The organism is Shewanella sp. GXUN23E (assembly GCF_050865035.1).
Classification (GTDB): Bacteria; Pseudomonadota; Gammaproteobacteria; order Enterobacterales; family Shewanellaceae; genus Shewanella.
Map to the genome: position 1 here is coordinate 58,789 of NZ_JBOZWP010000001.1, position 13,776 is coordinate 72,564.

Sequence of the window (13,776 nt, forward strand, 5' to 3'; positions counted from 1 at the left end):
GCAAAACAGGAGGTCGCCATGGACCGTTTGGATTATGGAAGTGCACTGGACTCTGTCGTTGAAAGACCAACTCGCTCCAGGGGGTCAAATAAAAAGCGTAAATGGCGTGAAATTGAGGCCCTGAAAGATAAGCAGCGTCTGTTGCGGGAACTTCAGGAAATCGACAGTAACCTGGATTACGACATCGACGAATTGTTCTGAATAGAAATAAAGCGCGCCTCAAGGCGCGCTTTTTGTCTCATCTTATATCGTATTTAATCAACAAACTCTGAACCTTTAATCAGGCTTCTGAGTTCTTGGCAGTCCCGCTTGATATTGTCTGAAAACAGCGGGTCATCCGTCAGTTGCTGTTGGCATTCATCGGCCAGACATTCCCAATCAGCTTCAACCAGATATTGCTTCAGCAAAGGAAAAATAATCTCCTCCTCATACCTCATATGGGAACGCTGCATACTGATATAGTTTTCCAGCTCTTCCTTTAATCTGTCTATTGGGACAGGATTATCATTCAGCACCAGATTGAGGGTGGTATGGAATGCTTCAGTAATCCGGGTAAGCTGCTTGTGCTCCTCAAACAACCGCTCAGATAGGTCATTCAAGGATGCCTGAGCAGCCAACCGGCGGTAAACAATATCTTCTACCGGGTGATGACTGTGTTCTGCATAGGATTGCATATAATCGAGCACATCCATCATGACGCGGTAATTAACCGCACCTCCTGTCGCCAACTGTCCAGATTGAGCGGCAAGAATATTTAACAACACGCTGATATTCTTATGGTCCAGTTGTAATCGCCTGAGCATATCTGGCCTCCTTGGCCACCATCTGTTGCATTGATATCGTTCAATATAACGGCAGCCAAAGAACATTCAGTTGACAGGGATCAACAAAGTTACAACAACATCGTCTACCTCATCTATCTGAAACTGTTCAAATTTATAAAGTAAAGCCGCCTTCAGGCGGCTTACATCATTAAGATTACTCCTGTCAGCACAAGGCGTTACTGCTTAGCCTCGATTTCACTGATCACGGAATTGAGAGAACGCTGCAATCTGACAAACGCATCACCGGCGGAGTTCGCTTCTTTAAGGTGCCGCTCAACCAGAGTGGAAAAGTAATCCTCTTGCTCCAGTGTCATATCCAGTACATGAAAACTGCTGCGAATATCCGTCGTAATATTGGTAAGCGCCTTACTGAAGCGTTTGTCGTTTTCCATGATGGATTGTTTCACCCCGGACAACAGGCTCTGAATTTTATCCAGCACCATCTGCAGAGTCTGCTGGCGCTGAATATCCAGCACCCGTGCTTCCAAACCTTCGATGATAACCGCAATCACATCTCTTAAGCGGCCATACAGCACCTCATCATCCAGCGGCATGTTTTTAATCAAAAAAGAGACATGCTTGTCGTTACATATCGTCCTGCTGCCAAAGTCAAACAACCGTCCCTGTTTATCCAGCAACTCGAAGATATTGGCTTCAATCGGACTTATCGCCGAGTTTTCCGGCACATAGTACTTTGGCTCTCCGACCCGAATTTCCAGACATGTCTTGAGGTTAAGCTGCTGCATCACGTCAAAAAACGCCTGTGCCAAGTCATCGTAGCTTTGACACAGAAAACACTGGCGAAAGAACTGCATCACACTGCCATACTGAGACGACTCAGTCATCGACTGAAACGCCATGTTGCGAGACATTGACTCTGACTGCATCAACATCTTTTTGCGACTCTGATACGCCGCTACTGCATTGGTCTTGGCAATGAGTTCCTTTAACTCAAAAGGTTTGGCGATGAAATCCACCCCGCCAGCATCGTAGGCCCTTAATCTTTCATCAAGCGTGTTCATCCCTGACACGAACAGTACCGAACTGTCTGTGCCGTTGGCGACCAGCTCCTTGCACAGAGTGATGCCGTCTTTATCCGGTAAGTTAATATCCATCAGTACCACTTCAGGATGAGCATCTTCCAGTGCAAGCTCATAATCCCTGGCCGCATGGAACGTTTTGACCTCAAAATCATCTTCCAGCACTTCTGCAATCAGCTGACAATAATCCCTGTCATCATCGACTACCCACACTGTCTGCTTGCTCATTTAATCACCCTCTCTTTCAACAAAGCTGATCCCGGCTTGTTTCAATGCTTTAGAAAAACTTTCCAAATCAAATGGTTTATTCAATACCTGATAGGGCATTTCCTCTTTTTTGGTTACCCCGATATCGTGAATAAAGCCCGAAATCAATAACACCTTCAGTCCTGGTGAATGATTGTGAACCGTCTTGGCCAACTCATACCCGTTCATACCACCAGGCATCAGCACGTCGGTGATGAGAATGTCCACACCCTGAGCTTCCTGACCGTATTTGGCCTTAACCAGAAGAGGATCACTGTAAGTTTCTACTTCAATACCGAGCATAGCGCAGTAGTCCGACAAGACCTGTAACAGCTCTACTTCATCATCAACAATCACGGCTTTAAAATGCCCTTCGACCCTGAACTTTTGAGTGGAATCCTCTCTGTGCCCGACCGTCGTTTTATTCACCTGCTCAACACCGGAAACCGGAAACCACATGCGAAACTCGGTCCCCTCCGGGCCGGTATCCACCACATTCATATAACCTTTGGAGCGCTTTACAAATCCATAGGTCATCGCCAACCCCAGGCCGGTACCCTTGCTCTTGTCTTTGGTGGTAAAGAAAGGATCGTAGATTTTCTCCAGAATTTCCTGAGGAATACCGGCTCCGGTATCCCGAACAGAAATCCATACGTATCGCCCCTGCCGGATATTGGTACTGCCACCGGGACCGGCAATGATGCCTTCGATGTTTTCCTCACCGGTACGGATAATCAACTCACCCTCACCATTCATGGCATCTCTGGCATTAATAACCAGATTCAGCAAGGCATCCTCCAGATCGCCTTTATCGACCCAAACTTCGGAAAGCACGTCGTCAGCCAGGTCAATGCGGATCTCAATGCTGCTGGTCAAAGACTTGGCAAACAAATCCTCCAGTCCCGAAATCACTTCGTTGACATTGCAATTGCAGGCATTGAATTGCTCCTGTCTGGAGAACTGCAACAAGCGCCGAGTAAGGTCAGTCCCCCGCTGACATGCTTTAAACGCGGTATCCAGATATCGCTCCAGCTTTTCATCCCTGTTCTTCAGCTCCATCAATTCGATATTGCCCTTAAGCACGCCCAGAATGTTATTGAAATCATGAGCAATACCGCCCACCAGCTCGCCAATTGCCTGCATTTTTTGAGTTCTGGCCATGGCTAACTGCATCTTCTTTTGCTCGGTTCTGTCCCGGCCAACCAAGGCAAACAGGCCAGATTGAGCGTCGTTACCCAATTGCACCAAATGAAAAAGCAATAAGGCTTTGTCACCATCAGCCCGCTGAATCCACATTTCGCCATCGAACTCTTCAAGCGCCCGCAATGAATCCATCAGATTAGCCTGCTCAGCACTTTCCTCTCTGGCAGAACCAAAAATGCAACTGACTGAATGGCCGATTAATTGACTGCGGGGATACAGACTGATTGCGGTTGCCGCGCCGTTGGCATATATGATGGTAGGTTCGCCACTGGCACCAACATTCAGCACCAATATCAGATCTTCGCTGTTACTGACCACTGAGCGAAAAATTTCAGCGTCATAACCACACAGATTGGTCGCATCACGCTGTTCACGCCAGCTTCGGGTTTGGGGGGCCAACATCCCCATCAGGCTGGCTGACAGGAGTTCATGATATTCGATCAGAAACTCCAGCAAGCCACTGCGGGGTTCTCGGAAAAACATTAACATACGTGAATTGGCCATGGGCCAGACAACAAAACGCTGCCAGCGATGCACCAGAGGTTGTTCTGCGGCGAACGGCCAATCACGGATTTCCTTCCACAACGATAAAAAACGCACGGAATCATGACACCAGCAGGCCGCACTCTCGGGCATTTCTGCCTCACCTACGGATTGGATATCGACCAACATTACCGAATTCGATTGGCTTATACCGGCAAACTCCTGACAGAGAAGCAGCAATACATCTTCTCCCTTTACAAATCTTGCCTGCAGTTTTCCAATAGTCGCAAACACAGTTGGCACCAACACAGCTTCCGCAGTTTGTGTCAAAGGTTGAATCGCGTTAGAGTCCATTCTGCCTATCCGTTAACTGTCCCAATGCAATAAGCATAGTTCAACTCTTAACCAACGCGACTTAATCAGGAAAAGTAATAAGCTTTACATGATATTAAATGCCTCTCTCAACGATTCCGCGTCTATATTGCCGATCGACCTTTTCGTTGGCGCCCACGTCAGCATGGCCGGCGGCCTGCATAACGCCATCATCAATGCAGTAGGTATAGGCGCCACAGCCCTGGCCCTATTTACCCGCAATCAGCGCCGCTGGCAGCATGAACCGCTTACCGGCAAAGAAATCGAGTTGTTCGTGCAGGCCTGCCTGCAATATGGCTTCAACAGCGCGCAAATTCTGCCCCATGACAGCTATTTGATTAATCTTGGACATCCGGACATAGATGGATTGACGCGTTCACGTCAGGCATTTTCTGAGGAGATGCAACGCTGCAGCCAACTGGGGTTGACCCTGCTGAACTTTCACCCCGGCAGCCATCTGAGGAAAATCAGTATTGATACCAGTTTGCGGCGAATAAGTGATTCCATCAATCTGGCACTTGAAGCCACGCCAGGGGTTGCCGCTGTGATCGAGAATACTGCCGGGCAGGGCTCAAATCTGGGTTACAGCTTCGAGCAACTGGCGCAGATAATTCACTATGTTGAAGATAAAAGCCGGGTGGGAATTTGTCTGGATACCTGCCATCTGTTTGCCGCCGGTTATGATTTACGCACCACCGCAGCCTGCGAGCACACCTTTAAGCAGTTTGACGAGGTCGTCGGATTGCACTTTCTGAAAGGAATGCACCTCAACGACAGCAAAGGCTCGATGGGCAGTCGTCTTGACAGGCATGAGTCACTGGGACAAGGCGATATCGGCAATAGCTGCTTCGAATACATAGTCAAACAACCCTGGAGTCGCGGTATTCCGCTTATTCTGGAAACCATTCGTCCCGAACTCTGGACAGAGGAAATTGCCCAGCTAAGACGCTGGGCAACATGAGCCAATCGAGCTGACTATAAGAGATTATTCGCTAAGCATTAGCCAAGTTTGGCGAACAAAAACTCCTTGAGAAGGTCAAAATCCGCCTGCAGACGCACCGATAATATTGGCTTGCCTGCCACGGCAGCCAACGCCGGTGGCAACGGCAGCTCAACCTGCAATTCGCGATCAACCACGTCTTTAAACTTGGCTGGATGAGCAGTGCCCAAAAACAGCCCCTTTTCATCACCGGTAAGGGTTTGTTTCAATGCCGCGCCCGCTATGGCACCGTGAGGCTCAGACTGATATCCCTGTACCAACAGTTGCCGCATCGCATCCTGGGTCTCTGCTTCAGTCAGGGCGACACCGCTGAGCGTTTCCTCACCCCAGCCCATCCGCTCACACAACGCAGCCACCCTTGGCCAGTTGCTGGGGTCAGACACATCCATGGCATTGGACATGGTGGCCTGAGTGGGATTGACCTGCCATTGCCCCGACGCCAGAAACCGCGGAACAGTATCATTGCTGTTGGTTGCCGCCACAAAACGCTTCACCGGTAAGCCCATCGCCCGGGCAAGTAATCCCGCGGTCAAATTACCAAAGTTACCACTGGGCACGGCAATCACGGGCGCCAGACCGGGATTGGCAACCTGGAACTGGGCAACCGCTTCAAAGTAATAGCACACCTGAGCCAGCAAACGACTGATATTAATGGAGTTAGCCGAATTCAGGCGCAGGCCATGACGGATATCGGCATCCTCGAAAGCCTGTTTAACCAGATCCTGGCAGGCATCAAAATCCCCGGCAATTGCCAAAGTATGAATGTTCTTACCCAGGGTAGTGAACATCTTCTCCTGCAGCAGACTGATCTTCCCTTCCGGATAGAGCACCACCACCTGCACTTTATCCAGTCCATAGAAGGCATCAGCCACCGCAGCGCCGGTATCGCCAGACGTGGCAGTCAGAATGGTCAGTGGCTCATCACCGGCCAGGTGATTAACACACTGAGCCATAAAGCGCGCGCCAAAGTCCTTGAATGCCAGTGTCGGACCATGGAACAGCTCCAGACACCAGCGACTGTCATCCACCTTATTCAGCGGCAAGTCGAAATTAAACGCCTCAGCCACCAGCGCATCGCTGTCAGCACGGTCCATCTCATCCCTGAGCCAAAGATGAACTATCTCCTGACTGCGTTTGACAAATGGCAGCGTCAACAGCGCAGCCATATCCTCAACGACAGGTACTTCAGTGGGAAAAAACAGTCCTCTGTCCTGCCCAAGCCCCAACTTTACCGCTTCGGCAAAACTGACTTTCTGTGACGGGTGCTTTAAGTTATACAGTTGCATTTTTAGTTTCCTTACACCCGTCGGGTGCCTTGCTTATCCAATTGACACACATGAACAAAACCCTCAGGCTCACAAACATAGTGTTCCCTGAGCCATTCGGCCGCGCGCTGCGCCAGTTGAGGGTCACGGGTGACAGAAAACAGGGTTGGGCCTGATCCGGAAATTCCGGTGACATCCATGCCCAGTTCAGCCAGACCTGAACGGGCCGATTCAAACCCCGGGATCGCACCAGCGCGGTAAGGCTCGGCGATCACATCTTTGAGTACAGACAAAGCCAGGGCTTCGTCCTGACGATAACTGGCATGAACAAACGCCGCCAGATTACGGCCAAAATCGATACAGGTTCGTCTGTCATAACTGGCGGGTAAAAGTTGCCGCATTCGCGCGGTAGACAGCGACACGCCTGAGTATGCGACTACCCAATACCAATTATCGAAGCTGGGCAAGGCTTCGCTGATGCGGCCAGACTGCTCCAGCATTAACTGCATGCCACCCAAATAGCAGGGAGCGACATTGTCATAGTGCACGGCGCCGCTGATTTTGCCTTCAAATTCCCCCATCAGCGCCAGCAGTGCCTGTGGCGGATAAGGTTTGCCAAAGGCTTCATTGAGGCCGGCAAACGCCGCAACCACAGAGCTCGCGCTGGATCCCAGTCCACTGCCAACCGGCAGATTTTTCTCCAGATGCAGCGCCACACCCGACTTTATCCCCTGAGCCTTTAAGAAGAACTCGGCGCACTGCCAAACGATGTTTTGTCTTGGCTCTGCCGGTAATTTGTCAGCCCAGGCCCCCCCGACTGTCAGCGTCAGACCATCATCCAGGTGGGTGACAGACACACAATCCCCCAGACGCGAGCCATCAACCGGTGCCAACGCGGCCCCCAGCAAATCAAAACCAACACTCACATTTCCCATAGACGCGGGAGCATATACAGTAACAGTCATTGGCCCACCTCCCGGTTCCAGTTCAGGGTTCTGAGAACATCGGCAAAGACTCCGGCAGCAGTGACCTCCGTGCCGGCGCCATAACCTCGAAGGACAAACGGAATAGGTTGGTAATAACGGCTGTAGAACGCCAGCGCATTCTCACCACCTTTGACACTGAATAAGGGATCGTGTTTATCGACGGCGGCAATAACCACTCTGCCGCCCTGCTCATCAATTTGGCCCACATAGCGCAGAACCTTGCCTTCGGCAGCAGCTTTCGCCACGAGTTTCGCCATCCAGGCATCCGCCTGAGGCAAATCAGTCATGAAGCTGTCGACATCACCACTGTCATCGAAATCCGGTGGCAAAACAGACTGCACCTGAATGTCGGCCAGCTCCAGCTGCATGCCTGCTTCCCGGGCCAGGATCAGCACTTTCCGGGCAACATCCATGCCACTCAAATCATCCCGGGGATCCGGCTCAGTAAAGCATTTTTCGCGGGCGATAGCGGTCGCCTCTGACAGGCTCATGCCTTCATCCAGCTTGCCAAAAATGAAAGACAACGATCCGGACAGAATACCGCTGAACCGCTGCAACCGATCGCCCGACATCAACAGCTTTTTGAGATTGTCTATGACAGGTAAGCCAGCGCCCACTGTGGTCTCATACAAAAACTGACGGCGGTGCTCCAGTGCCGACTGTCGCAGCTGGCGGTAAAAACCATACTCACGGGTATTGGCCTTCTTATTGGGAGTAACCACGTGTAATCCTGCTTTCAGCATCTCAGGATAACGTCCCGCGACCTCTTCGCTGGAAGTGCAATCCACCAGTACGGGATTAAGCAATTGCTGCTCCCGGGCAAACGACACCATGGCATCCAGATTGGCAGACAGCTGACTCTGTGCCAACTCGTCACGCCAGCTCTCCAGCGCAATACCTTCGGCGCGAAGCAGCATCTGTCTGGAATTGAGAATGCCGCATACCCGCACGCTGATGTGCTCCGCTTTTAGTGCTTCCTGTTGCTGACGTATCTGCTCCAGTAACCCGGCACCCACATTGCCACAGCCCACCAAAAATACGTCCAGGTAATGCTGCACATCGAAAAACTTCTGGTGACAGGCGCGGATCGCCTGAGGCACCTTGCGCTGCAGCACCACGGCAGAAATAGAGCGTTCAGACGAGCCCTGTGCCAGCGCGATAATATTGACACCAGCCTGCGCCAACGCCTGAAAGAAACCGGCCGCCACGCCTTTGTGGGTGCGCATGCCATCACCAATCAGTGACACTATCGCCAGCTGATGCTGCTGCGCCAACGGCTCCAGCAACTCGGACTTCAGCTCCAGTTCAAACTCCAGCTCCAGCGATTGCTTCACCCTGCCAGCGTCACTGGTCGCGACACAGAAGCTGATGCTGTATTCAGACGAGCTCTGGGTGATGAGTGAAACCGAAACGCCGATACGGGCAATGGCGCCAAGCACCCGGCTGGCCATCCCCACCATCCCCTTCATGCCTGGGCCGGATACATCAAACATGGTCTGGTTATCCAGATTGGAAATGGCTTTTACCTGCAGTCCGGTTTGATCCGGATCACTGGACACCAATGTGCCCGGCGCGTCGGGATTCATGGTGTTTTTGATATAACAGGGAATGTGATACTGGGCGATGGGAGAGATCGTTTTCGGGTGCAACACCTTTGCCCCAAAATAGGACAGCTCCATGGCTTCCTGATAGCTGAGCTGTGACAGCAGCTTGGCGTCCTGCACCAAACGGGGATCGGTATTGTAAACCCCATCAACATCGGTCCAGATTTCACAGGCGCTGGCATCGATACAGGCCGCGAGTACAGCTGCAGAATAGTCAGAGCCGTTACGACCCAGACAAAGCGGGTTACCGTCACCATCACCGGCGGTAAATCCAGGCATGACCCACACACTGCCATCTTGCAGCGATAAATTGGCAAAAGCGGGTTTGCTGGCATGAATATCCACCATTGCCTCTTTGGCATTGCCGACACCAGCCAGCAATTGACAGGGGTCGATCAGTCCGCCATCCAGCTGACGCTGAGCCATCAACGCCAGCATCAGTGCCGCCGACATGGATTCACCGGCTGTCACGATGCGGGCATACACGGCATCAGGACAGGCTCCCAATAAACTGATACCGCTAAGCAAATTGCGCCAGCGGGTGACCTGGGCAGCCAATTGATGTTGCAGCGTTTCAAAGCCTTCGAGGTCAATCGCCTTATCCTGCAGGGCGCCGGCAAACAGTCCGCTGAACAGAGATTCAACCCGGGCCAGAGCCACCGCATATTCCTGCGTACTTTGGGCAAGTTCCACCAATTCTACCAACGCATTGGTCACGGTGGCGGGAGCCGACAACACCAATGCCACGCCTTCAGATTGCGCCTGCTCCGCAGCCAGTTGGGCAACGGCGCTAAAGCGCTCCCAATTGGCCAGAGAGGTGCCACCAAACTTCATCACTTTCATTACTATCTCCCTATCCCACTCTGTCCAAAGTCACCAGCCCAAACAAAAAGGCCCGCTCCTTTGGGGGAGCGGGCCTGTATTTGATTTGTTGATTTCAGGGTGTTGTCAGCCCGCCCCCACTATGGTGATAGTGGTGGTTGTAATGGTGGTAATTACAACAACTGGCAGATTGAACATAACGGTAAATTTCACGCCCTGATAAAAAGTGATTACAGCATTGCTTGAAAGCTATTGTGCTGTCAACCCCCTAAAATGGATAAAACTTCACAAAAAGATAACCAGCGTAAAAATCACCAATCTGTTGCCATTTTTCGACAACTACAACACCTGATTTCCGGCAACGCCCGGGTAAAACAGCTTTTACGCTTACGTTAACAAACATCTCAATCCAATGATTTAATCTATAATATTCAATTCGATAGCTATCATATAATTTTAGAAAATGTCAAAAATAGGCGCTGACGTGAATTTTACTCATCATCAGTTGTTTGAACTTAAAAATACCACTTCTCAACATAGATGCCTCAATCTCAGTGACATATTCCAACTATCCTGAAGCGTGCAGCAACGCGCAGAAGTGTCGGGTTTCCATCGCCATTCCCCGAAAACCGGAGTATGATGCCGCCCAAAGTCAGATTGGAGGCATTATGAAAATCTCTCAACATACAGTTCCAAGCATTCACTATCGCCTGAGCAACCAACAGGGTGAAGTGCTGGAAAGCTCTTTTGATATGCAACCTATGGTTTACCTGCACGGTGCCAACAACCTGATCCCAGGTCTGGAAAAAGCACTGGAAGGCAAGGCTGTAGGTGAAGTCGTTGATGTAACCGTTGATGCTGAAGACGCCTACGGTCCATATCACGATGGTCTGCGTCAGGAAGTTCCACTGAGTGCCTTTGGTGATATCGAAGACATCGTTCCTGGCATGCGCTTCATTGCCGAAACTGAAATGGGCCAGCGTCCAGTTCAGGTTACTGAAGTCAAAGATGATACCGTTGTCGTTGATGGCAACCATCCTCTGGCCGGTCAGGCGCTGGTATTCCATGTTGAAATCATGGATATTCGCGAAGCAACCGAAGAAGAAATTGCCCATGGTCATATCCACGCTCACGGCGGCTGTGGCAGTCATGGCGGTTGCTGTGGCGGCGAAGGTGACGAAGGTTGCTGCAGCTCTGATGAACAGGGTGGTTGTGGCAGCGGCGGTTGTGGTTGTCACTAATCCGATATATAAAAAAACGCGCCCGAAGGCGCGTTTTTTTAGGCCTTATCAGGCAGAATCAACATCCTGATCTCGTCACGCCGCTCGGCAGACATATGCTTGAGGTAATTGGAACAACGGGTAATAGTGGCGATACTGATTTCATATTCAGAAGCAATCTGTCGCTGGCTCAACTTGCCATCCAGCAACAACTGAAATACTTTCAGTCGGCTGGCCACAGCACTGCGTTCCTCTTCCGTCAGCAACAGATGAAACAGACACTCCAATTCATCAAACTGGCTGTGATTCAGTATTTTTTCCAGGACCAGATCCCAACTTGCTCGCATGCAACGCCCCGCAGTCTCACTTTAAACGCAGACAGTGTATCGATTTAACGGCAAATCGCCAATTGGCCGGGTCACATTCGGTCAATCGTGCAGCAATCAGCTCAACCTATGCCCACAAACTTGTCACGTTATAAACATCTTCTGACAAAAATCCATATTGAACATCACATTACCGCAGGTAATATTGACACCGAAAGTCACAAATAACCCAATAAATGTGAGAATAACAATGAAAAAAATCCTGTTAACAGCGCTGGTCGCCGCCTCATTCAGTTCGGCTGTCATGGCAGACAACTTCAAAAATACCGAAGATGCCATTGAATACCGTCAGGATGTATTCGGCGTCATTGCCCACAATTTTGGCGACATGGGCGCCATGATGAAAGGAAAGAAACCTTTTGATGCCGCGGTATTCGAAATGCGAGCACAGAATGTCGCCGCATTGTCCAAATTGCCACTGGAAGGCTTCGTACCGGGCAGTGATAAAGGTGACACCGATGCCAAAAGCAATATCTGGAGCGATAAAGCCGAGTTTGACAGCAAGATGAAGCAGTTCCAGGTGGATGCCGCCAATCTGGCGAAAGTGGCGGCAACAGGCAACGAAGCGGACATCAAACAAGCCTTCGGAGCTACCGCCAAAAACTGTAAAGCCTGTCACGACACATTCAAAAAAGACTGATGCTCAAACCTGCTGATGTTTGCCTTAGACGGTAAATGGCGGCAGACATTAAAAACGCCGGCATCAGCCGGCGTTTTCACCTATCACTGCTGACGCCTGCTAAAGCGCACTGTAAACGGGCCAAATCAGAAAGTATCCTGATACCCCGCCAATACCGGCCACCAATACCCAGGCAAGCCAGGCCGGACTGAAACGCGCTGATTGGCTGACAATATCTCTTCTGCTGCCACTCAACATTGGCTTTAGCAATGAGTCGCCCTTTATCAGGTGAATGGCAACAGCCAGCAGATGCAGTGCAATCAAAAACAGCAGCCAGTTGACATTCTGCTTGTGCAGCCAGGTCATCCAATCTGCCACATCGGTGCTGACGTAACTATACAAGGGGCCCTCGACAAACACCTCGTCCGTGGCAAACAGCCCGGTGACAAACTGAACGGTCAGTGTCAGCAGCAATATTATCACCATATAACCGCCCAGAGGATTATGTCCAAAATGCGGTTTAATGCCGTTTTCGGGAAGAGTGGCTGCGTATTGCAGCACATCCTTTGGCGTTTGCAGAAAATGCGAGAACCTGGCGGTATCACTGCCAATCAGTCCCCATACAATTCTGAACATCAGCAGACTCCCCAGGCCAAAGCCGAGGATCATGTGCCACTCCATCTCTCCTTCACTGGCAGTCCACCACAGTCCACCGAGCAAACTGACCAAAGACCAGTGAAACAGCCGAATGGGCAGATCCCATACCTTCACACGTTTGTTCATTGCTATTCCCTTAAACATCAACATATGCAACGGCATTCTAATCAAGGTGGGGCGGAAATCTAACGAAATTTACCGATGGAGACGGCGTAAGATGGCTAAAAAATGCTGTTTGAGAGGATGAGTGGCGAGTGCCGGAAGAGTTATCTCATCGAATATGGCCTGTCCACATCGGGATTTCAAGCATATTTGGACGAATTTAGGCAAAACATGCGCAACTGCCCAAATACTCTGCAAACAGCTGCGATTAAGCAAGAAAACGTGATTTTGCGCACGACTTTCACTTTGGATATTGCTAGTCTGAATTCAGGGAAACAACAGAAGGTTCTAAATATGTTAAAAATTACCAGTAAGCACCTTGAAGTCACTGCTCCCATTCGCGAACGCGTTGAAAGTCGTTTGGCTAAGTTGGAGCGCTACGACATCCAGTTGATTAACCCACATGTTATTATCAGTGAAGAAAAACCCCTGTTTAAGATCGAGGCCACGGTAAAAGTGCCGCAGGGAGAGTTGTTTGCCCAAGCCAAACATGAAAATCTGTACAATGCCATCAATGCCATGGGCCAGAAACTGGAGAAACAGTTAAATCGCCTCGCCCACAAAGATGAAGCCAAACGCTATACCGGAAAGCTGCCTGACGATGAAATAACGGAGGATGAGGCAGAGCTTGAGGAATACGTTGCCTGAGCAGACTGAACCACATCAAAGCACGCCCGGCGGCGTGCTTTTTTGATCCTGTAATACAAGGATTTTTTGATTGACAGCAACGCCCCCTGTCCTTACCTTCTAACTCATGAACCGAAATACAGCACACTTTTTTATTTTCTTTTTTACACCCCAAACTCCGGAGGCGGCTTAAGGGTGTCCAAAAGAAAATAAAAGTCAGCCTCCCATCAGGGGGGCTTTTTTATGTCAAATTCAGAGGT

At 50.4% G+C, this 13,776-nt stretch carries 13 protein-coding genes; 5 read left to right on the top strand and 8 right to left on the bottom strand.

Annotation, left to right across the window (positions count from 1 at the left end):
• Nucleotides 1–18: 18 nt before the first annotated feature.
• Nucleotides 19–201: a DUF3545 family protein gene (locus ACRRUX_RS00250; RefSeq protein WP_432526175.1), complete on the top strand. Its 183-nt coding sequence runs from the start codon at nucleotides 19–21 to the stop codon at nucleotides 199–201.
• Nucleotides 202–254: 53 nt separating this feature from the next.
• On the opposite strand, the gene ACRRUX_RS00255 is transcribed toward ACRRUX_RS00250, so the two are convergent.
• The 3 genes from ACRRUX_RS00255 to ACRRUX_RS00265 all read right to left on the bottom strand — a co-directional run bounded on the left by ACRRUX_RS00255 (nucleotide 255) and on the right by ACRRUX_RS00265 (nucleotide 4,150).
• Nucleotides 255–869: a hemerythrin domain-containing protein gene (locus ACRRUX_RS00255; protein WP_432526176.1), complete on the bottom strand. Its 615-nt coding sequence runs from the start codon at nucleotides 867–869 to the stop codon at nucleotides 255–257.
• 131 nt (nucleotides 870–1,000) lie between these two features.
• Nucleotides 1,001–2,092 carry a response regulator transcription factor gene (locus ACRRUX_RS00260; RefSeq protein ID WP_432526177.1) on the bottom strand — a complete coding sequence of 364 codons (1,092 nt, stop codon included), beginning with the start codon at nucleotides 2,090–2,092 and terminating at the stop codon, nucleotides 1,001–1,003.
• Nucleotides 2,093–4,150 (bottom strand): hybrid sensor histidine kinase/response regulator, encoded by a 2,058-nt coding sequence (locus ACRRUX_RS00265; protein WP_432526178.1) that lies wholly within the window; start codon nucleotides 4,148–4,150, stop codon nucleotides 2,093–2,095.
• 133 nt (nucleotides 4,151–4,283) lie between these two features.
• On the opposite strand from ACRRUX_RS00265, the gene nfo reads away from it, so the two are divergent.
• Nucleotides 4,284–5,129, top strand: a complete 846-nt coding sequence (gene nfo / locus ACRRUX_RS00270) for a deoxyribonuclease IV (RefSeq protein ID WP_432526726.1) — start codon at nucleotides 4,284–4,286, stop codon at nucleotides 5,127–5,129.
• Between the two features lie 38 nt (nucleotides 5,130–5,167).
• Here the strand turns inward: nfo and thrC are convergent, their stop codons facing one another.
• The 3 genes from thrC to thrA are packed head-to-tail and all read right to left on the bottom strand — an operon-like array spanning nucleotide 5,168 to nucleotide 9,866.
• Nucleotides 5,168–6,454, bottom strand: coding sequence for a threonine synthase (thrC, locus tag ACRRUX_RS00275; protein ID WP_432526179.1), 1,287 nt, complete (start codon nucleotides 6,452–6,454; stop codon nucleotides 5,168–5,170).
• 11 nt (nucleotides 6,455–6,465) lie between these two features.
• Nucleotides 6,466–7,398, bottom strand: a complete 933-nt coding sequence (gene thrB / locus ACRRUX_RS00280) for a homoserine kinase (protein ID WP_432526180.1) — start codon at nucleotides 7,396–7,398, stop codon at nucleotides 6,466–6,468.
• Complete coding sequence (thrA, locus tag ACRRUX_RS00285) at nucleotides 7,395–9,866, bottom strand: bifunctional aspartate kinase/homoserine dehydrogenase I (RefSeq protein ID WP_432526181.1); 2,472 nt, start codon at nucleotides 9,864–9,866, stop codon at nucleotides 7,395–7,397. Before thrA ends, thrB begins: the two co-directional genes overlap by 4 nt.
• Nucleotides 9,867–10,513: 647 nt before the next feature.
• On the opposite strand from thrA, the gene slyD reads away from it, so the two are divergent.
• A complete protein-coding gene (gene slyD / locus ACRRUX_RS00290; protein ID WP_432526182.1) occupies nucleotides 10,514–11,086 on the top strand; it encodes a peptidylprolyl isomerase in 573 nt (190 codons plus the stop codon).
• Between the two features lie 38 nt (nucleotides 11,087–11,124).
• Here slyD and trpR read toward each other — a convergent pair whose 3' ends face one another.
• Nucleotides 11,125–11,412 (bottom strand): trp operon repressor, encoded by a 288-nt coding sequence (gene trpR, locus ACRRUX_RS00295; protein WP_432526183.1) that lies wholly within the window; start codon nucleotides 11,410–11,412, stop codon nucleotides 11,125–11,127.
• A 229-nt stretch (nucleotides 11,413–11,641) separates the two neighbouring features.
• Here trpR and ACRRUX_RS00300 point away from each other — a divergent pair, with 229 nt between their 5' ends.
• Nucleotides 11,642–12,091, top strand: coding sequence for a c-type cytochrome (locus ACRRUX_RS00300; protein ID WP_432526184.1), 450 nt, complete (start codon nucleotides 11,642–11,644; stop codon nucleotides 12,089–12,091).
• A gap of 99 nt (nucleotides 12,092–12,190) precedes the next feature.
• Here the strand turns inward: ACRRUX_RS00300 and ACRRUX_RS00305 are convergent, their stop codons facing one another.
• Nucleotides 12,191–12,853: a cytochrome b/b6 domain-containing protein gene (locus ACRRUX_RS00305; RefSeq protein ID WP_432526185.1), complete on the bottom strand. Its 663-nt coding sequence runs from the start codon at nucleotides 12,851–12,853 to the stop codon at nucleotides 12,191–12,193.
• A 330-nt stretch (nucleotides 12,854–13,183) separates the two neighbouring features.
• Here ACRRUX_RS00305 and hpf point away from each other — a divergent pair, with 330 nt between their 5' ends.
• Complete coding sequence (gene hpf, locus ACRRUX_RS00310; RefSeq protein ID WP_432526728.1) at nucleotides 13,184–13,537, top strand: ribosome hibernation-promoting factor, HPF/YfiA family; 354 nt, start codon at nucleotides 13,184–13,186, stop codon at nucleotides 13,535–13,537.
• Nucleotides 13,538–13,776: the final 239 nt, after the last annotated feature.